Raw genomic sequence first — 19,305 nt, 5'->3', positions numbered from 1 at the left:
TCGACGTTGCGTGTCGTTCCATGTCGTATCGTATCGTGCATTTGCAAGTGATAGAATTTCTACTTCTGCGAGCACCTGACTTAAGCATAAACGCGCCAGTTTTGCGTGAAACTAAACCGGTCTGCGCTCACGGCCTCATATTTTTTCTCTGAGACCAGACTTTTAGGAAGGAAAAGCAAGATGTGCTCTGTAAGACGAATCATTACTCATGAAGACCTTATTGGAGGCATCATTGCCTCCACGTTGACGCCTTTCGATGAGGCGGGCGACGTCATGTGCAAGTCTATCACCGATCAGGCCCGAAGGCTGTCACAGATCGATGGCGTGATCGGCATTGCCGTGAACACGAGCCTGCGCGAACGCCCGACACTGACCCCCGAGGAACGCCTTGAAGTTATCCGCTGCACTCGGAAAGGCCTCAAGAACGGTCAGATCCTCGTCTCCTGTGTTGGAGAATTATCCGAGGCGATTTTCGAGGAGGTGATCGCTTGCAAAACAGCCGGTGCGGACGCGATCATCAGCTTCCTACCTAAATGGCAAAAAGGCTGTGATGGACAGGCGCTTGGGGAACGGATCACACGCATAGTTGCGCTCACTGATTGCCTTGCCCTGCCCGTCATCCTCGATTTGGGTATTGGCGAGGACCGTTGGACCGATACACCCGCAGAAATCGCGCTTCTGGCCAGTATGGGACGTCAAATCCTTGGCTTCGACATGCGCCATGGTGACAATGTGCTGCACTACGATCAGGATTACTATGCGCTCAAAACTGCAGACCGACCGTTGGCATTGCTAACTTCCTCTGAAGGGGCACTCTTCCATAATCTCAACACCGGCGTCGACGGTGTTCTGTCATCCTTCGCATACATTGTTCCGCACGAGGTAGCAGCGCTATACAATGCATCGCGCAATAGCCGTTTTCCAGACGCGCAGGCGATCCACAACAAGCTCGTGCCCCTGACAACTTTGCTCAATGGTCATGATGCCGACACGCGCGAGATGGTCTTTCGTGAGGTGGCCCACGCGCGCGGCCTGCTGGCCTCGCCGTTATGCCGCAGACCTATCAAACCGCTTTGCCCACACCTCACAGAAAATCTCCACAGCACACTCGATAATATCGCGCTTGAACCCGTTAGCTGGGTCTGACGATCAGACGCGCTATTTCCGCTTGGTCACGGCTCATCGTTCGATCCCGCGAGACTGATCCCTTCCGCGATCCGGTGTGCGATCCAGCCGTTGGATCTGCTCCCGCATCTGGCTGATGACGGGGATCGCATGGGCGACAACATCGGCTCGGTCCTGAATGCGTTTGCGCTCTGAAGCTGATCGCGATTTCAATGCTGGGTCCTGATCAATACCGTTCCGGATGGCTTCATCCCCCTTGCCGAAGCGCTCGGTGAGACCTTGGCGGAAACGGATGACTTCTTGAACCGACGCTGTGTCTGCAACCAATAGTCTGGTTCGATCCTCCTTTTCCGGCCCTGACGGCATCTTATGGACTTGGGTCATTCGCTCCATGTAAGCGATCGCTTCAGGCGACAGATCGGAGATTGGTTTGCGCATGGCGACCTGTCGCACTTCATGTGCTGCGACAATGTCGAGTTTGATCTCGTCCAATACGGTGAGGTGCTCATCCATTTTTCGGGCCATACTTGGCGTCAGTTCAAGTGCCGAGCGGCGATCTCCGTTTGCGATTCCAAGTCGCGTCTTGCCTTGTATATCGCCAAAGTATTCCGGCGACCGTTCGATTTCGGAAACCAATGCCCTGGTGTCTCCTTGCTCGATGTACTGCGCCACCATTCGGGCAACGGCCTTTTTCGGTTCGACATAGATCCGGAACGCCGCATCATTTGCCATGGCCAGGCTCGGGCGCGCATCTATGTGTTCGGCGGCACGAACGCGCAGCTCTTGATCCTGCAACGGCGGCAGATCAAGAACGGCATTGATCAATGGTTTTTCTGGCGGCATGTTGGACCTCACTTTATCTCTTGTTTGATCTGCTGAATGGTTTCGGGTTATGTTGAGCACCTTCGATGGTGACCGATTTGTCCCATCGGTGAACGCCGTTGCACGTGCGACATCCCATGGCCGGATCCGCTCGATTAGCGGTTGTAGTGTCGCTTGCGTTTCAGCCCACTGGGCGGCAAACACCTCGGCCCAGTTCTCGTGGGCGAACTGCTGCCAGACGTCGGGCAAACCGCACAGAACCGGCGCGTCGTCGTTTGGCGTGTGCGAGCCGTGATTCAAGATCGTATCTTTGGGAAACACCGACCGGAGGTCTGCGTTGAACGACCGCAGCTCTTCCGCTGACAGGGCCAGGTTCAGCTCATAATGCGCCCGGCGCGCAAAGCCCCGTTCTTTGCGGCCACGGATCGTCTCCGATGCCAGAGTGTGTGACAGTCGGTGCAAGGACTTCTGCAGATGTACCGACATCTCGGGCGGCCGGACGGCAACGTGAACGCGCAACGTAACGTCCCTGCCCTCTTCCCTTTCCGGAAGAAGGATCGAATTGTCTGGCGTGTTTTGACGCTCCGGTGCCGGGTGACACAATTTGTCGAACCGCGCAGCCAAGTGATCGAGCCGCTCGCGCAGGTACTGGACATTGGCTTTGACGAAATCGGTGATGACACGTGTGGTCGTGAACCCGCGCCGTTCGGCAAAGCCGCGTACGACGTCTTTGTAATCCACCCCGTCACGATAGAGGGCCGTTGAATCCTGCAGCCGGTCGCGGATCATCATTTCCACCAACTCGCCTTTGCTGCGATAATCCTCTCGTGAGGCGTAGAGGGACACGTCATCACGGTGCCGGGTGAGCGCCACGTAAGAGAGCTGCGCGTCCATTGTCGGAGACAGATAGACAAAGGAGCGGTCGACCGTGTTGCCCTGCTCCTTGTGGATCGTGCGCGCATACCCATAGTCGATATGATTGTACTCGTTAGCCCGCAGCGTGATTGGATCGACCTGTCCTTCGACCAAGACCTTGAGCAGGTTCTTATCGGCTTCAACGACAGATCCTGTCGATCCATTGAACACACCGAGGCTGCGTTCGTTCTTCAGAAATAGGATTTGATCTCCCGCTGCGAACGGCTTTTTGCCACGCTCCGATGCAAACGCATGCTCCTCACCAAGCGCGCCTTGGGACTTCAGCATCTCCCGCGCCGCGACGTTAAGCGAGATCACATCCTTGTTGCGATGCGCCATGATGGTGATGTCGGCTGATGCCTGATGATATGGCAACCAGTCCCGGATAAGATCGGCCCGCGCATCTTCATTGCTTTCAGACCAGCCGAGCTTTCCATGCTCAAGATAGGCCGCAACCCCCTCATGCGCCCTGCCCGATCCGAACGCGATTGCCGCATCGCGCATCCACGGCTCATGCTGGCGCACGACGCTGTCGAGCTCCGCGTATCCCGTCACATCGACAAAGGCGCGGAACGCGGCACCAGCCTGGATCGGCTGGAGCTGCCGCGCATCGCCAAGCACGATCATCCGCGCTCCGACCTCGTTCAGGGTGCGCGTGATGCTCTCCATCTGGCGGGACGACACCATGCCCGCCTCGTCCATCACGAACACTGTTTTTGCGTTCGGCAGCATATCCCCTTTGGCCCATTGGTACTCCCAAGAGGCCAAGGTTCGACTTTCAATGCCAGCTTCCGACCGCAGATTATCGGCCGCAATACCGGCCAATGCGCCACCGACCACCGTGTGGCCTTGGGCCTCAAAGGCAATCCGTGTCGCCTCGGTTGCCGTTGATTTCCCTGCGCCCGCATATCCCACCAAAGCCGCCGCGCCTGTCTCCCGCGTCAGATGCCGGACCACCATCTTCTGTTGATAAGTCAGATCAAACCCACGCTTCGCTTCGAACAACTTGTAGGCTTTGTCGAGATCACGATCAGCGATTTGAGCCGATATGCGGCTTGCAAGACCATCAATGTTTTGCACCATCTGATGTTCCAGCTCGACCATCGTCCGGGTTGAGAACATCGCCTCGCTTGTGGCATCTCCTGTGAATGGATCGAAGGCAGGTGCGGCCACTGGCACCAATTCTTCATGCGCGCCAACTTGATAGAAGAGTGACTGGAACTCAGACGCTGAACATTCGGTTCTGTGGATTTCACGAGCGATGTCATGGCGTGTGAATACAGCCTTCTGCGTGGTGATCTTTTTGAGAACAAGCGTCGGATCATCGGCATAGCGCAGATAGTTTTCCCGCGCCGCAAGTTTGGCTTTCTCGGCCAGTTCCGACACATCGCCTCGCGCATCCATGTTGTCCGAGGCGGGTCCGCGATGTTTACTCGGGACCGCATCAATCCCTAGCTCTTCAAAGGACCGATGATCAACCCGGATGTCGTGACCATGTTTGGCAAGATGATGGTTCTGCGTTTCTGCCCAGGCCGCGCGCATCTCACGCAATCGCTCTAGTCCGCCGGTGAATTGCTCATAACGGATCTTGCCGTCCTTACCCCGGACAGGTGCGCCATCATCACCCAAGACCGGCACACGCTTGGCCCCGAACCCTTCTTCTGTCAGTGGACGCAATGACGTCATCAAATGCACATGCGGGTTGTTGGGCATGTCGTGATAGGCCCAGTCCGCGACGATCCCATGCGCAGACAATTCTCGCGCAACGAAGTCCCGTACTAGCTCAATGTTCTGCTCTGTCGTCAATTCGACGGGAAGTGCCAGGACGAATTCGCGCGCTAACTGCGCGTCTTTGCGCCCCTCGTTGGCTTCCACCGCATTCCAGAAATGAGCACTCGCTTCAGGCGCTGTATGATCTGCCGCAAACTCTGCAATCCACGCTGGCGCATCCTTTGGCAGCGCAAATTCCGAATGCGCGTTGCCGCCTTTACGGGAATAGTCGATCTCTTCGGCGGTCTCTTCGCGTTCCATCTTGGCGCAATGCCGATAGGCAGCAGCTGCCACAGCAGACCGCCCGCCCCCTTTGCCGATGATCTGCGCGGAAAGATGGTAGATCGCCAAGTCCCGTCTCCTTTCCGGCTCACCTCTGTCGCTCTAAATCGCTGTTAGTCGCCCTGTCCGGCCACTAAACGCCGACACAGCAGCTTCGGTGCTTCTTTATGCGGCCCTGCGTGGCCGCACCCGTCGCTTGCGACGTATAAGTGCGCCGTTATCTTCAATTTTCTACCTCATATTTACCATTATGTCTATCGTTATATATAGCGATGTGGTTTGAATTGATGTACTGTGATTTCACACACCCGCAACACCTCAGAATGGAGACCAAACCCCATGGCCAGAAAGCCCAAATCCGTGATCGACATCGACAAAGAGATCGAAGCGCTGAAGGCACAACGCGTCGCCTCCCTTGAGGCACGCGCTGACCAGATTGGGAAGATCGCCGCCAAAGCTAATTTGACAACGTTGGAAATTTCAGACGCGGAGTTGCTGAAGGAGTTTCAGGCGATAGCGGAGCGATTTCGCCGCAAGACCGCCGCTCCCCACGCTCCGAAAACTTGACGCTCAGATCGCAAAAGGAAAACAACAGATGCAACGCGCCAAACATGCAGACAGAAAGCAAGAGACGCGGGCGAAGATTATGATCGGTGAGGCTGCGATGCGCGTCGGCGCGTCTCATTTGCCGGTGGAAGAGATCGAGGCTGTGCTCGCGCATTATATCGAAACAGGCGGTAGCAAAAAGCTTCAGGCGTTCGTCATGCAACGCACCAACTCACTGATCAAACAATCAGCCAATGGCGGAAGCGAAGCGAACCGCCGAAGCGGCGCCAAGATTGAGACAATTGATCGTGCCAAAAGTGTCCTGCAATGATCTATAAACCGGAGGTCGCGCCCTATCGTTGGCTCATCATCGGCACTCTGATCTGCGCCTTGTGTGCCGGTCTCGCGTACTGGTATTTTTTCCAACATCTCGCCTATGGCGCGCCAGGCGGAGCATCGATACCGATGAAGTGGGACTATGTGAAAGCCTGTCTAAATCCATTCGATCAGGACTATTGCCGTCAGGTCAAGGCGGCGATGTCGCCGGAGTCTGAAGAGCAGTTTTACCTCGGTACGACCACCTTCGCCGCCTTCTTCGTGATGGCCATCGGCTGTTTCGGGTACTTGGTTTGGGAATGGGGGCTTCGTGTAAAGCCACTGATCATCAAGGCGGGGTTTACCGTCGCAGGTGCAAAGGAACTTGCGGCTGCGTCCAATCATGAGATCAAACGCGACGCGAAAGGACTGCATTGGTTTGGTGATTTCTTCATCAGCCGGTTGCGCGAAGTGAACCACTTCTTGGTCTTTGGCGCCATCGGTGGCGGCAAGACACAAACGATCCTCCCGCTCCTTCGATCGGTCATGGAGCGCGGCGACAAAGTCATCGTGTTCGATTTTAAAGGTGACTACACCCGTATGGCGCTTTCCAAACCAAAGGGTGCAGCCGACCCACAAGATCCGCTCTTGCTCGCACCCCATGATGACCGCTCGGTGATCTGGGATATCGCCAACGACCTTTTGGTCGAAGAGGATGCGATCGAGGTGGCGAACCGGATCATACCGGAAACAAAAGACCGGTTCTTCTCGGACTCTTCCCGTACGGTATTGGCGCTCTGCATCATCACACTGATGAAAACCAAGCCACAGAAGTGGACGTGGTGGGAGTTGATGGAGACCACGCAATTGCCGCTCGAGCAGTTGCAAGCATTTGCCAAAAAGTACCATCGCGACGCGATGATCTATCTGAACGCAGACTACCGTCAAGTGTCTGCGACAATCTCCACGATGGCCGCAGGGCTAGGTGCGGTTCGGATGCTTGCCTATGGCTGGCGGTCGAGTGCGGGAAAACGGAAAACGTTTTCGCTGCGCAAATGGTTGCTCGACGAGGACACCAGAGATCGCACGCTTGTGTTGCAGCGCTCGGGTCGGTTTCAGGATCAGTCCGAGGGTTGGATATCGGCGTTTCTCACCGTGATGTCATCGAACGTTTCCGACGTTTCGTTTGGCGACAGCACCGACCGCCGCGTTTGGCTTTTCGTGGATGAGTTCGCGCAATTACCAAAGGTGCATCGGTTTGAAAGTATGCTGGAAACCGGGCGTTCAAAAGGGCTAGCTGTCGTGCTCGGCATCCAGGGTGTCGAGCAACTTGTCGCCAAATACTCGCAGCAGGTCGCAGACCAGATCGAGTCCTTGGTCGGCACGAAAGTGATCGCAAAGATCAATGTCGGGCAAACGGCCAGAAGACTTGAAGAGCAGTTCGGCAATACGATCATGATCACCCATAGGCGGGCCACCGATGGCGGCGGGCGGCTCAAATGGATGCGCGAAGAAAAGCGTGAACCTGTCGTCCACCGTACAGACTTCCAGACGGAGCTGGGACCGCTGCTCCATAAGAAAGGCGTGTACGTCTTGGTTAGCGGCATCGGCAAACACGTCTATCGTGTGCTGGTGCCCTACTCGAAATCCAAAGACATGCGTCCGGCTGAGGAGCCCGCGACATGGACGATGAAGTTGCGCGAAATTTTCGAGGACAAGGCGGAAATCGCCCGTCAGGAAGACATCACCGCACAAGAAGAGATGCGGTTTGGGGAGCGAGAACCGGAGCATTCAATTGAACCAGACGACCATGGAAAGACCCGATGAACTGATCTTGGCGGATCCCTTATTGGCTGCGGCGGAACTGCGTGACCAACCACCCACACAACGCGACCTCATGCCGATCTCAAAACTTGAAGATCGCTTTCTTATCAGATGTTGGTTTGATGGCGGCACCGTCTGCATCCATGCGGATGGCTACTTTCGGATCGACTGAATAGAGCCCGTTGCGGTTCTGTCGCTTCAGCAATCCGGTGTCTGCAAAACGGGATCGCCAACGTTGCACTGTGACGACTGTGGTCGACAAACGCGCGGCACTGTCGTCCATGCGCCCGAGATAGCCGCTGTCCCGAATGTCCTGACAAATATCTGCAAGCACTCTACAGGCGATATTCTCTTTAGCTTTGTTATAGTGGTTCTTGACCTGCCGGAAGAGGTCAATGTTCACGCCAAGGTCGCCCGGCTTTAACGCAGTCGCGTCAGGAGGACCTTCGAAGAACGTGACAGGGGTCGCGCCAAACAATGCCTTTTCTTCAGTCAACATACACCCGTCTATTCCGCATGGTTCCATCTCTATCGTTTCTGACGCGCCACTTTTTCGAGGATGGCCGTTTTACAGTCATGTCGAACCGTATAGCACTTCGGGAAAAACTTGTATCACCAATACCCTGCCGCGCAATGCGCTCTCGGGATTTTGGCGATACATGAAGTTTCAGGTATTTCCCGAAATGCTTTAGTGGAAGGGAAGACCCGTGTCACCTCGATCCGAATACCGCATTGAGTTGAGAAGGGAAGATCAATCGGCCCCGGTGGTGGGAGGATCCACCGGGGCCGACCTCTGGGTCAGGCGGCCATCTGGTTGTTGGCGGCCTGGGGTTCGCGGGCGGACCAGAGCATCAGGTGGGTGACGCCGTCATCACCGATCTCATCTAGCGCGATCACGTTGGCGTAGATCGCCATGGCGCCCAGCTCGGGGGCGGCCATTTTCACCGACAGGTAGTCGTTGCCGGTGGTGTCGGAGGTCTTCTTCCAGGCGGCACCGATCTCATAAGTGCCATTGGCGAAGACGCGGTAGTCTGGCTGGTCGCTGTGGGCCTTTGCGTTGGGGACGATCGTGATCTTCGAGCGAACGGCCATTGTGGCAAGTGTGCCGGAGAAGATGTCTTTTTCGTTCTTGGTGAGAGATGCGAGTTTATTGCTCATTGTATTTTCCTCTTGAAGTTGTCAGGAACCATTTCCTGATGACACTGGACCAGCATGGGTGAAGCCGAGAAAACGCACCGAGAAAACCCGAGTGGTGCGGCTCGCAGCCGGACAAGCGCAGCGCCAGCAAGCGTCAGGCCGGCGAGAACTCGGTCGGGCTTTTCGACATTGCGTTTTGGAGCGCCCATGCCCAGTGGCGGTCAATCAGGTACTGGTCCCTGACAGCCGGTTGAAGCGAGGAAATCTTCTGAGCAATTTGCACCTCCACCCTTTGAGAACGAGGATGATGAAGCACACCCCTGCCCCAAACCCGGCCTGCGCAAGATCTTGGCCCCGTGCAAAGGCCCCTGGCGATTAGCGCCGCCTTGCTTCGCCGCTTGGTGCCCGATCGCGCTGACGCCGGAGACTTGCCATCTCCACCGGAAACAACTGGTCTGCGAAAATGGTGCTCCGACGGTGCCTTTGGTCACACGCCAAATTGTTTGAATGGGGGGATCGGTGTCGCGTCGCATGCTCCACCAGCTCTGGGCTGACCCACATCCCGGCAAACACCGGATGGTGCCGACCCTGAAGTCGGCTAGGCAACCACCTTCGGGGTCGTTTGATTATGCTATCAGGGGTCCGTTCAAGAGTCGGTGGGACCTTCGATGTGCTTGTGCAAAAGATCAAACCGCTGGATGACCAAATCCACGGCACGTCTTTTGGCGTCAGCATCATCCGTGAATGTACCGGTGCGGACATAGCCTTGGAAATGAACGAGATCGCCGGGGGTCAGGTGTTCTACAAGATCCGTTCGAAGGCTGTCCTTGAAACAAACAATGGTGTTCCATGCCGGTCGTTCCGGGCTGCGCGGCAGGGACTTCTGGCTGTCCAGGGTATGAAACACCGTCAGTACAAGCGCTTTTTCGTAAGGTTTGATGGTGCCGATGCGCACGATGGCGTCCCATGTGAAGGAACCGCTCATCGCTCATGCCTCACCGATTATGCCCATCACCGACACCATGGCGACGGGCCGCGCTGTCCAAAAGGCACTGCAAGCCCGGCGGCCACCATGGCGGGTCCAACTTCGCCTTCCCGAACCAATAGCGTCGCGAGATGGCGGCCATATCGGTCCTGCCCGTCATAGGTGATCCGGACTAAACCGGTGTTGAGGAGCCGGGTGAGCTCGAACGTTCCGGATTGCGCTAGTTGGCGTTCATTGACGCAATGCCCTTCAACCTCGGGTGCGTCGATGTCGAGCAGGCGAATTTTGATCCCCTGATACCAAAGCGTGTCACCGTCAACGACGCAAGTGATGCGGCGCTCGTACGGGTGACATTCCTGCCAGAGGACTTTGCTGTTGTCCGCTATGGCCGAGACAGGCCGGATCACGTCTGAGACTAATAACAAAGCCAACACGCATATATGGATCACGCCCTTTTGCATTCCGGCCGGAACTCGTAAAGATGCTGCAAATCCGTTAGGTGTCCATCTTGATGAAACGCCCCGTACACATCGGGCCCGTCGCCAATATCGCCGCTCGAAGAATTTACGTAATCTTCGATGTGGTCGCGATAACCCGGATCATCGACAGTATAGGGAAACGGTTCGGCAGCAACCACACGGCAGTCCTCGACTGCGACGATGTACCAGCCCGTGGTTCGGAAATCGAAGGCTTCGATCTCGGTCTTGCTTAGATGATTTGTGATTAGTGGCTGACAGAGGTCTTTGCCGACGGGCAGAGATGCGCGCGCATGAATGCTGATGACTTTTTGGCGGGAGCGTAGCCGGTTGGCGAGCATGAATACGAGGTCGTCGTAACGGTCCTCGTCGAGTGCTTGCAGCAGGCTTTCCTTGAAACTGTCCTCAAAGCGCTTCACATCACTGCTCCTCAGAAATCAGGCTTTGATATCGTAATATATACCGCTATTTACGCTAGCTGTCCTGCGCCAATGTAAAGACCGTACCATCATAGCGTGTATCCGCCGATTGTACCCTCAAGCTTTGATGAACAGCTCGCCCCGGTCTTTGACACAAGAGAACAGCTCGTCCCGAAGATAGATCCGGAAGACGTCGTCGGACAAGGTCAACTCATTGGACCTGAGATAGTCCGCCAACTGGGTGAAGGCGTGCTCCACGTCGCCGTTTTGCAGCGCTTGCGCGATGCTCTCGAGTGCGCTGTCACTGATAAATTCCGCCTGCGTCATGTCATGCCTCCTCAGAGTTGAGGCATGACCCAAGCCGGGTGTTAGAAACCTTCCGTAAGAAAGGCGCGCCGCTTTTAGGCGCGAGCGCCCTGTACATGGCAAACGCCACCCGGCCGTTAAGGCCGTTTGGAGTTCTTACGGACAGGTTTCTAAGCCTCACGCCCCGTGTGCGGAGCGCGTTTGCGTTATGCGCCCGAAGGGGGCGAATTGCAATGAAAACAACGTCGGGACACCTCATCGAATGCAGAAACGCTGCACCGTTTCCGGCGCAGCGTTCTGGTTACATATAGCGATATCGATATGTGGACCTGCACCGATGGCGTGTTGCCACGGTTCGGCGCGCGCGATCGTTACCGGATGGCGAAGACTGCGTCAGCAGGCTTCGGGAGCGCAGCGAGTAGAGCGCGGCCGGAACGGCGCGCAATTCCTCTTTTCCGAACCGGACATAACCTCAGACGGCGACAAACCAACACCTTCCATCAAACCAGCTAATCTCGTCGCTTGACTGTATTCAGCCGACGGTGCCGCTGATGCAAAAAGGTGTCTGCAGAGCTGCGTCGCTTCGCACCAAGGACAGTATCATCAGGCGCCAGCAAGATTCAGATTTGCCGCAAGAGGCACGCAACTGTGATGGAAATGACCATGATTTATGAATTTATGAGCAACGACCTAAGCGTTAAGCAGCCCTGCCGGCGAATAAGAGGGCTAATCTTGGTTCCAGAAGTCTATGCGGTTTCTGGTTTCTTAATCCGGCGGAACCAGTCTGGGTGATGATAATTCCTAGTTATCGTTACTTCTTCATTCTTTGAAGAATCGCTGATGAAAGGTGCTTCATCAAGTACAGATCGACTTTTGGCTTAAGCAGAATAGGAATGCCACCTATGCTTGGCGGCTTCTTACAGGATTTGACAAGTTTCAGCTGTAGCCTGCATTCTTCACCCCATATATTGAGGAGAGACATTTTGAACCGTTCACTTTGCAAAATTATACTCGCAGGCCTGTTTCCAATTCTGGTCGGAACGGAAATTTATGGGTAAACATTGACGCCGGAAGAAGCATTTCAAGAAGAAGCCATTAACCAAATCCAAACACCGTCGCGGTTTCGAGTGCCAGATAATTACTTACCAGGCTTTCAACTCTCGACTGCATTTCCGACGACGATCCCAGTCGACACCAACCCATGGGAGGCCGTGGATTTCAGGACGGATCCCAAAGACTATCTTGCGGCCGTTCTGACTTATGTCCTTGAAGGGAACATTGATGCTGATTGGCGTGTTGGAGAGAACGCCACTCGCATTTGGTATCACGCCCCCTGGATGCACTTTGGCCGCCGAGGACGTGAACCCATTCGTGGTCTGACGCTCGAACGAGGAGCGAGACCCTTTGAACTTCACGAAAATCAAACCGACCGGACGAGAAACTGGGCCGTGGGGTTCTACAACGCGGCCGGTGCAACGACACTGGGGTCTGTTTGGCAGAATCCGTCCGCCCCAGACACGCGAAATGTGGTCTTCCCGGTCGGCACAGTCTCCGCAAAACTCCTCTTTACGGATGCCAGTGTGGACCAAGTCCCATACCTAGCAGACTCTTTGGTCTGGGATGCGCAAATCAACCGAAATCGCACGCCCGTCAAAATGCGCCTCTTACAACTTGATATTGCGGTGCGTGACGCGCGCGCCGATTCCGCAACGGGCTGGGTCTTTGGCACTTTTGTCTATCGCGCCGATGCAGACGGAGAGGAGATCTGGGACCGATTGGTGCCCGTGGGGCTCCACTGGGGCAATGATCCAATGCGCACCTTGGTTGACCACAACAATTCACTTCCCCTCACAGAAGGATGGATGAATGCCGTTATCTCGCAAGAGTTCTACGCCCTACCCCGCAAATGGCTGGGGCTTTGGGGGCGTATGAATGGCCCTGTCGACAATTCAGGATCAGCCTGCTTGGCATGCCATAGCCGTGCTATGGATCTCGGCGAAACTCGCGATAGACCGCCATTCGCGCCCGATAGTAGTGATGCGGCAGAAGTCTTGCATTATTTTGCCAACCGAGGATCAACCGAGCCCTTCTTCGAAGGGTTCAGATCATTGGATTATTCTCTACAGCTTGCAGACGGAGTCGCAAATTACAGAGAATGGGTGCGTAGCAATCATCCCGATTTCGTAGATGACATCTATGGCACAGCCGCCGCGGCAATCACGTTCAACACGATGTCAGCACTGGAACGCGATCTTCCAGAATATTTGCAACGTGTCGCACCCATGTTGGTCGAAGAAGTCTACGAATCCCCCTTCTCACGTTCGGACGTTGGCGACGAATAGAGGTCTGTCTAACAACGCTCGACTGAGGAATTCGGCATAACCCATCCACTGTTTTGCCAACCAGCGGACTAAGAGACGTGATTTGCTAACTCGGCGTTAGCAAGAAGATACTTTTGTCCTGTGAAGGATCGCCCATTTCCCCCATTCCCGCCACCAAGACAACGCGACCGGACGGATCAATGTCCCCTGGATAGCTCCAGTCCCAACCGTTTGGATGTATGTCCACCTCACCTGCAATTGATGCCCAATGAAATGCTCGCTTCGCGCCTGAGCCATCCTTCACCCCGACCACTGAACCGCTGCTTGTACTCGTGGCAAAAGAGTTATCCCCTACGCCGATATCCTCGGCTTCAGTCGCCCCCGGTGCCCATTGCATAGCCCTTGGTGGACCCCCTGAAACAGAAAACCATCCCGCAGACCAACCGCCATTGGTGTTTTCAACGCCCCCAGAGACATCGGCATGTGCGACGCCGTTTGGCGGCGGCAACGGCGCAGACGTCCACGGTGATCCACTTGTCCACTTCACGGGATACCAGCGCGGCCGATCCAAAACGTTGCCAATCACTGACGACCCATCACCATCCGGCAACCCATTCCCGAAAGCACGCACGTCCGGTCGCGGAAGAACCATCACGTCCCAGCTACCTCCGTTGCGTGTCCAAACCGCCGCCGCATTGTCGAATTCTCCGAAATGCAATTCGCCAGTTACAACCTCCCCGTTAGGCGAAATCTTACTGGCCCAACTACCGAGAGCGCCTGCCGGCAAGGTCAACGTGGTTGGCGTCCATGTCCCCGCAACGTCATCCCAAACCGCCGCGCGGCCAAAAGTCTCCAAACCGGGAACCACAAACCCACCGCAGATCCGTATTGGGGTCCCCCCCGTGGCAACAGATGAGACGACCCCAGCCGCTGGATCGGGCAGAAGCGTCCAACTCCCATCCCAGAACGCCGCATGAACATTGTAGTCGCCAAGAGCTGCACGATCGCGCGCTGCATAGACAACACCATCGCGCAGACGAACAGCATACGAATACTTCTTGTAAGGGCCCAAATCAGTTGCTGTGAAACTCACTCTGACATCCCCAAGAGCACCGGGAGGCTCACATCATAAGCCTCAAAACCAAAAGGACCCAACGCGCCTTGTTTTTCAACTATGTCCGAGGTGTCTTCCCACGTGTTAGGCCCGTCCAAACCCGTTTGTGAACGCGATGCAAACATATCAAACCGTACTCGTCTCGCATCAGTACCCGGAAACGCTAGATATGTAGCATTGCCATCAGAATTTAGACCGGTTGTCCAGTTTGCCCCCTGCCCCACGTCTTCTACGAGGCCACCAAGAAACTCTGGGATATCATAGGCCAGCCAATGCACGATTTCATCACCGCCGGACGCCAGCCAAGATCGCACAATGATTATGAGATATGGCCTGCCTGGGGGCGGGCGTCGCCATTTCAACGCAGGAGAAACACCCGCACCTTGAGCCGTGTGTGCGACAGGGATCAATCCGCCAGATTGGATAGTGGGCGAACGAAGTGTTGGAATGGCCATAATACAAGTCCTGATCAGTTAAGGCAGAGTCCCCTGGCTACTGATCCGGATCCCTTCAGGATTATTTTCATCAATGATGACCTGCGCACCACCATTTGCCATCAGAATTTCGACCGACTTCAAGAAGCCTTCATATTGGTCCAACGGGAAAAACCCCTTGGCGAGCGTTGGAGAGTCGATTTGAACGGCACCATCGCCCGTCGACGAAAAATACATTTGCGCCGCTTCACCCGCCCCTCCTGTCACCGTAACCAAGTGGCTCTGCTCTTTCGATGCGCCGATGTAGTGGAGAACAACAGAGTACTGTGTCGAGCTAAATGTTGCCATTGAGAAAATCCCACTCTTCAAATTATTTCTCAATAGTACCTTCAAATGATCTGGTTTGCAATTTTAGGCAGCAAGTCATTGGCTACTCTTCAGCTGGAGCAGAACGTTCCAAGGCGGTTATCTGGCGCAACCAATCTCACTGGGTTGGGAAAATACTGTTTTGCTGCGTTGCGTTTACACGCAACTTCTAAGGGCAAAATCTGATACAAATTTCAAGTCGCATCCAAACAGATAAATGTTGAATTGAGGCTCAATCAGGCTTCACCGCGCTCCAGCAGACTTGCCAAATAGGCATCAGCAAAATCGGTTTCAATCTCGACCCACATTGGGAGATGGTCGGAGATCTGATGCGTTCGCCAGGCACTGTAATCGGTGTAGGTGCGGCCCACATCCTCCATCCGCGCCCTGAAATGCTCTTCATCCTCACCGTTTGAGTCATCCTCGCCATGTCGGTATACATGCTTAAACACATCAAAGATGCCAGCATCTACAATCTTGATCTCTGTATAATCTTTTGGCCCTCGACCATGGTCATTCGTGCCCTGCCAGAATGCAATCTGATCGTAATACATGTCCCGCTTGACGTTCGTACCCGCAGGTATAGCTTGAATTTGCTCGGGGATTTCAAAGTCGTTTGACCGCAATGCCGCCATTGTCTGGTGATCGTGCCCCTTAATGTTGAAGTCGCCAAGAGCGATGAAGTAGCTGTTGGCATCAGAATCTGTCTTTTCCGACGCTTTTTTGGCTAAGACCTCGGTCAGCGCTTCGATCTCTGCACGCCGACGCGCCATTTGCGGTGATCCATCCGAGTTCGATCCATAATAAATATGCACCGTACATAGCGCGAGCTTCATCCATTCTGACTGGAAATACGCAATGAAAGGCGTTCGGGCGAACTGTTGTGAACCGAGCTCCATCTGCTGAGCAGGAAAACGAACCCTCACCTCTTCTGAGAAGCTGCGAGTATCTCCTTCCTTAAGGTCCAATCTTTTGTTGGCAATGCGCCCATTCTCAATGTCAAAGGAGAACTCGTCAGGACGGCCTTTGAACGCAAGCTGACTTCCTTCCGGCACGTTTATTCTGGTTCCTTCGGGCAGATCAACAACGGTCGCAGGCGTTATACGGTAGTCGCCGTCACTGACTTTCTCACTGTTCACTTTCTCTGGATGCCGCAACTCCGAACCTGGTGGCAGTTCAATCTCAACGCCCCTATCGAGCCGAAGATCATAGCTGTCTGAAAGTTGGAGGCGGTCGCCCCCCGACAAATTGATCTCCCCTGCTGTTCCCCGAAACTGAACCCGCCGAGTATCGTAGACAAAAACCATGCGTTCATTGTGCGCTGCACTGCTCTCATCAGCATCAGTCATCACATAAGCCCAATCCCGTCCTAGGATGCGCAGCAAACGATCGAAGGGAGCCAGATCACCTTTGACTTCCTGCAGGGCCACGAGATCGAATGCTGAGATCACTTCGGCTAGATAATAGTATGCCTCGTCCAGACGATGGGCATAGTTTGGCGTGTCAAACTCTCTGATGTTCCAAGTCGCTATGCGCAAACGCCGTTCATCAATCCCAGGTGCACGCGAAATGTCCGCTGTTTCGTTGGGGGCCCGTAAGGCTGCCCGCAACCGTAAGAGGTCGGTAACGGCTTTTCGTTTCCACCGCTTTGTGACGTCTGTGTCATTCCCGTAAATTCTTAGACCTACATAATTCATATTGCTAACAACGCCTCCCCAGAATTATCGAACTTGTAAACCCTCACACTAAGCCAACGACCTGTTTTGTCTATGTCGACAAACTCACATATTCCAAAGACTTAAAGAAACGCATTGAGCGCCACTAACTCATAGCGAGTTCGAGGAAAGACAAATGGTAAGCAGCTATGAACCAAATATATGACGATAAGGAGGGCCATTATCGTTACTGCGCACGCAGCCCAATTTCGACCCATTCAGAAGCTGTGATGCACTGCCTGGACACCGCAACAGGAGTCCACCATGCCCCATCTCGATCACACCGCCTTCGTCCATGCCTGCCGCGATGAACGCGGCGTCGGCCATCATACCTTGCGCGCCTATGCCCAGGATCTGCGCACCTTCGCGCGCTTCACCAAGGAACGGAAACTCACCGAGCCGCTGTCGAAAGACGACATCCTCGCCTACCACCGTCATTTACGCGATGAGCTGAACGCCAAGCCCGCAACCATCGAACGGCGGCTCGTCACCCTCAAGTCCTACTTTGCTTGGCGCGCGGATCGGAACGGCGCCCTGCCCTCGCCGTTTGCGGATGTCCGCATCTCGGTCCGGATTCCGCGACGCCTACCCCGCCCGATCGACCGGGCGACCCTGAAAGCCTTCTTGCAGTGGGAAGCCGGGTCGGCAAATGCACAGCCCGCAGATCAGGAAATCACACACCTGATCATCAAGCTGCTGATTGTAACCGGGTTGCGGATCAGCGAACTCACCACCCTGAAGATCCGCGATGTCTCTGCTGATGCGTCGCAGATGATCGTCCGCGGCAAAGGCAACAAAGAACGCATTGTGTTTGTACCGAATGCGGAGCTGCAGGACGCGTTTCTACGATACTGCATAGATCGCTCCAAGCACGGCTCCCCGAAATCGCCGCTGTTCCTGAATGCGGTTGGTCGTCGGCTGCGGTCGCAAACCTTCCGGAAACGGCTGCGAGTTTTATCACATCGCTTGGGGATCGTGCCGCATCTAACACCGCACCGGTTCCGCCATTCGGCCGCAACGCTGTTGATCGAGGAAGGCATCGATATTCGGATGGTGCAGGCATTGCTGGGGCATGCCAGTCTCAGGACCACAGAGATTTATGTGCGGGTTTCGAACACTGCGCTGCAAAGAGCGTTAGAGCGGGCGGATATTCTTAGTGCTCTTGAGCAATGAGGGCGGATACCAGACATTCGCTGCATATGCGTGATCTGAACCGCGGACGTGAACAAGCCGACGTCCGTGTGTCGATTGAACTCAAAAATGCTGCGACCGATCTAATGGCGGCAGTGAACCCATACCGTTGAAAAAGCAGTGCCGAATTCTGCTTATTACTTCTTCACGCAGCCGCTCAAGACACTACCATTTTCCCTCACTTTGGCTATGGAAGCGGCGTCGAAACACCAGCTGGAATTACGCTTTTCTCGTACAGTTGACATTTCTTTTGGAAGAATTCAGGGCGCTCGCACGTTAATATTGCAAGCGACACCAACAAGTGCTGCCTCAACCTTTCGGAAGGAACACAAAATGCGAACAATAGCCATTCTTGCAACAACTGCATTGATTGCGAACTCAGCGCTGGCCCAAGATACCCAGCTTTATGATTCAGCGATCAAACACATGCCAAAGGACGGCATCGTTAAGCTCTATGGTGCTGGGGGTCCACATACCGCATTCAAGAAAGTCGCCGAAGTTTGGGAGGCGCAGACTGGCAACAAAGTTGAAATTATTGCAGGCCCAGAATCCAAATGGTCCGCAGCGGCTCAGGCGGATGCTGATATTCTTTGGGGTACATCCGAACAGTCGATGACAGCGTTTTTGCAGACGTACCTGACATTTTCGCCCGATCAGGTTGATCCGATCTATATTCGTCCGACAGTGATCGCTGTGAAGGCGGGCAATCCCAAAGGTATCGACGGTTTCGATGACTTGCTGAAAGACGGGATCAAGATTGTGGTGACTGAAGGCTCTGGTGTCTACAATACCTCCGGCACCGGCACATGGGAAGACGTGGCTGGCCGTACAGGCAACCTTGAAGATGTGCGCGCGTTTCGGAAGAACATTGTGAGTTATGGCCTCGGTTCCGGCGCAAGTTTCAAGGCATTCAAAGAGATGGATGCTGACGCCTGGATCACTTGGCCAAATTGGCCGATCACACATCCGGACGTACTGGACATGGTACAAATCGACGATGACCGCCAGATTTGGCGCGATGTGAATGTGGCCGTCGCACCCGATGCCGACCCTGAAGCGCAAATGTTCCTTGATTTCCTGATAACAGACGAGGCCCAAAGTCTCATGAAAACAGAGGGATGGGTTCGTTAAGAAGCGTTTTTTAAGAAAAGGTGTAGGGCTGCGGGAATAAAACCCGCGGCCCGTACGTCAATATCGAAAGACCTTGGGTGCGCGATTGCATACCGAGGCACTGCCAGGGAG

Annotated in this window: 17 protein-coding genes; 7 read left to right on the top strand and 10 right to left on the bottom strand. The window is 54.8% G+C overall.

The genetic code is table 11. The features are described 5' to 3' along the window. Positions 1 to 180: 180 nt before the first annotated feature. Complete coding sequence (locus HKX44_RS18415) at positions 181 to 1,146, top strand: dihydrodipicolinate synthase family protein (protein ID WP_276152838.1); 966 nt, start codon at positions 181 to 183, stop codon at positions 1,144 to 1,146. Positions 1,147 to 1,179: 33 nt separating this feature from the next. On the opposite strand, the gene traA is transcribed toward HKX44_RS18415, so the two are convergent. Next, a complete protein-coding gene (gene traA, locus HKX44_RS18410; protein ID WP_276152837.1) occupies positions 1,180 to 4,983 on the bottom strand; it encodes a Ti-type conjugative transfer relaxase TraA in 3,804 nt (1,267 codons plus the stop codon). 270 nt (positions 4,984 to 5,253) lie between these two features. Between traA and HKX44_RS18405 the strand changes: the two genes are divergently transcribed. Genes HKX44_RS18405 through HKX44_RS18395 form a run of 3 tightly spaced genes read left to right on the top strand, consistent with a single transcriptional unit; the run spans position 5,254 to position 7,602 of the window. Further along, entirely contained in the window at positions 5,254 to 5,481 is a 228-nt protein-coding gene (locus HKX44_RS18405; protein ID WP_276153735.1) for a TraC family protein, read from the top strand. 28 nt (positions 5,482 to 5,509) lie between these two features. Beyond that, the gene (locus tag HKX44_RS18400; protein WP_276152835.1) at positions 5,510 to 5,791 is read left to right on the top strand and encodes a hypothetical protein; all 282 of its coding nucleotides are present in this window, start codon (positions 5,510 to 5,512) and stop codon (positions 5,789 to 5,791) included. Beyond that, positions 5,788 to 7,602 (top strand): type IV secretion system DNA-binding domain-containing protein, encoded by a 1,815-nt coding sequence (locus tag HKX44_RS18395; RefSeq protein WP_276152834.1) that lies wholly within the window; start codon positions 5,788 to 5,790, stop codon positions 7,600 to 7,602. Before HKX44_RS18400 ends, HKX44_RS18395 begins: the two co-directional genes overlap by 4 nt. A 79-nt stretch (positions 7,603 to 7,681) precedes the next feature. On the opposite strand, the gene HKX44_RS18390 is transcribed toward HKX44_RS18395, so the two are convergent. The 6 genes from HKX44_RS18390 to HKX44_RS18365 form a co-directional block, all read right to left on the bottom strand. Beyond that, on the bottom strand, positions 7,682 to 8,098 hold the full coding sequence (locus HKX44_RS18390; RefSeq protein ID WP_276152833.1) for a hypothetical protein: 417 nt from the start codon (positions 8,096 to 8,098) through the stop codon (positions 7,682 to 7,684). Positions 8,099 to 8,397: 299 nt separating this feature from the next. After that, entirely contained in the window at positions 8,398 to 8,757 is a 360-nt protein-coding gene (locus HKX44_RS18385; RefSeq protein ID WP_276152832.1) for a DUF736 domain-containing protein, read from the bottom strand. 625 nt (positions 8,758 to 9,382) lie between these two features. Further along, the gene (locus tag HKX44_RS18380) at positions 9,383 to 9,721 is read right to left on the bottom strand and encodes a single-stranded DNA-binding protein (protein ID WP_276152831.1); all 339 of its coding nucleotides are present in this window, start codon (positions 9,719 to 9,721) and stop codon (positions 9,383 to 9,385) included. 26 nt (positions 9,722 to 9,747) lie between these two features. Continuing rightward, complete coding sequence (locus tag HKX44_RS18375; protein WP_276152830.1) at positions 9,748 to 10,182, bottom strand: thermonuclease family protein; 435 nt, start codon at positions 10,180 to 10,182, stop codon at positions 9,748 to 9,750. Next, on the bottom strand, positions 10,167 to 10,616 hold the full coding sequence (locus HKX44_RS18370) for a hypothetical protein (protein ID WP_276152829.1): 450 nt from the start codon (positions 10,614 to 10,616) through the stop codon (positions 10,167 to 10,169). The genes HKX44_RS18375 and HKX44_RS18370 overlap by 16 nt, the downstream gene beginning before the upstream one ends. A 117-nt stretch (positions 10,617 to 10,733) precedes the next feature. Then, positions 10,734 to 10,943 (bottom strand): hypothetical protein, encoded by a 210-nt coding sequence (locus HKX44_RS18365; protein WP_276152828.1) that lies wholly within the window; start codon positions 10,941 to 10,943, stop codon positions 10,734 to 10,736. 1,040 nt (positions 10,944 to 11,983) lie between these two features. On the opposite strand from HKX44_RS18365, the gene HKX44_RS18360 reads away from it, so the two are divergent. Then, positions 11,984 to 13,264, top strand: a complete 1,281-nt coding sequence (locus HKX44_RS18360) for a hypothetical protein (RefSeq protein ID WP_276152827.1) — start codon at positions 11,984 to 11,986, stop codon at positions 13,262 to 13,264. Between the two features lie 1,068 nt (positions 13,265 to 14,332). Here the strand turns inward: HKX44_RS18360 and HKX44_RS18355 are convergent. From HKX44_RS18355 to HKX44_RS18345, 3 genes are all read right to left on the bottom strand, one after another. Further along, positions 14,333 to 14,812 (bottom strand): hypothetical protein, encoded by a 480-nt coding sequence (locus HKX44_RS18355; RefSeq protein ID WP_276152826.1) that lies wholly within the window; start codon positions 14,810 to 14,812, stop codon positions 14,333 to 14,335. A gap of 18 nt (positions 14,813 to 14,830) precedes the next feature. Beyond that, positions 14,831 to 15,139 (bottom strand): hypothetical protein, encoded by a 309-nt coding sequence (locus HKX44_RS18350; RefSeq protein ID WP_276152825.1) that lies wholly within the window; start codon positions 15,137 to 15,139, stop codon positions 14,831 to 14,833. Positions 15,140 to 15,393: 254 nt separating this feature from the next. Further along, a complete protein-coding gene (locus tag HKX44_RS18345; protein ID WP_276152824.1) occupies positions 15,394 to 16,854 on the bottom strand; it encodes an endonuclease/exonuclease/phosphatase family protein in 1,461 nt (486 codons plus the stop codon). Positions 16,855 to 17,136: 282 nt separating this feature from the next. On the opposite strand from HKX44_RS18345, the gene HKX44_RS18340 reads away from it, so the two are divergent. Both HKX44_RS18340 and HKX44_RS18335 read left to right on the top strand, forming a co-directional pair. After that, positions 17,137 to 18,045 carry a tyrosine-type recombinase/integrase gene (locus tag HKX44_RS18340; protein ID WP_276152823.1) on the top strand — a complete coding sequence of 303 codons (909 nt, stop codon included), beginning with the start codon at positions 17,137 to 17,139 and terminating at the stop codon, positions 18,043 to 18,045. A 351-nt stretch (positions 18,046 to 18,396) separates the two neighbouring features. Further along, a complete protein-coding gene (locus HKX44_RS18335) occupies positions 18,397 to 19,194 on the top strand; it encodes a substrate-binding domain-containing protein (protein WP_276152822.1) in 798 nt (265 codons plus the stop codon). Positions 19,195 to 19,305: the final 111 nt, after the last annotated feature.

The sequence above is a fragment of the Sulfitobacter sp. M05 genome (assembly GCF_029285175.1).
Lineage (GTDB): Bacteria > Pseudomonadota > Alphaproteobacteria > Rhodobacterales > Rhodobacteraceae > Sulfitobacter.
This window is presented reverse-complemented; position numbering and strand designations above follow the sequence as displayed.

Bases quoted from the DNA above. Each gene is read 5' to 3' on its own strand.
- HKX44_RS18375 (WP_276152830.1), bottom strand. From the start codon at position 10,182: ATGCAAAAGGGCGTGATCCATATATGCGTGTTGGCTTTGTTATTAGTC.
- HKX44_RS18390 (WP_276152833.1), bottom strand. From the start codon at position 8,098: ATGTTGACTGAAGAAAAGGCATTGTTTGGCGCGACCCCTGTCACGTTC.
- HKX44_RS18350 (WP_276152825.1), bottom strand. From the start codon at position 15,139: ATGGCAACATTTAGCTCGACACAGTACTCTGTTGTTCTCCACTACATC.
- HKX44_RS18405 (WP_276153735.1), top strand. From the start codon at position 5,254: ATGGCCAGAAAGCCCAAATCCGTGATCGACATCGACAAAGAGATCGAA.
- HKX44_RS18345 (WP_276152824.1), bottom strand. From the start codon at position 16,854: ATGAATTATGTAGGTCTAAGAATTTACGGGAATGACACAGACGTCACA.
- HKX44_RS18400 (WP_276152835.1), top strand. From the start codon at position 5,510: ATGCAACGCGCCAAACATGCAGACAGAAAGCAAGAGACGCGGGCGAAG.
- HKX44_RS18385 (WP_276152832.1), bottom strand. From the start codon at position 8,757: ATGAGCAATAAACTCGCATCTCTCACCAAGAACGAAAAAGACATCTTC.
- HKX44_RS18380 (WP_276152831.1), bottom strand. From the start codon at position 9,721: ATGAGCGGTTCCTTCACATGGGACGCCATCGTGCGCATCGGCACCATC.
- HKX44_RS18340 (WP_276152823.1), top strand. From the start codon at position 17,137: ATGCCCCATCTCGATCACACCGCCTTCGTCCATGCCTGCCGCGATGAA.
- HKX44_RS18335 (WP_276152822.1), top strand. From the start codon at position 18,397: ATGCGAACAATAGCCATTCTTGCAACAACTGCATTGATTGCGAACTCA.
- HKX44_RS18365 (WP_276152828.1), bottom strand. From the start codon at position 10,943: ATGACGCAGGCGGAATTTATCAGTGACAGCGCACTCGAGAGCATCGCG.
- HKX44_RS18355 (WP_276152826.1), bottom strand. From the start codon at position 14,812: ATGGCCATTCCAACACTTCGTTCGCCCACTATCCAATCTGGCGGATTG.
- HKX44_RS18395 (WP_276152834.1), top strand. From the start codon at position 5,788: ATGATCTATAAACCGGAGGTCGCGCCCTATCGTTGGCTCATCATCGGC.
- HKX44_RS18415 (WP_276152838.1), top strand. From the start codon at position 181: ATGTGCTCTGTAAGACGAATCATTACTCATGAAGACCTTATTGGAGGC.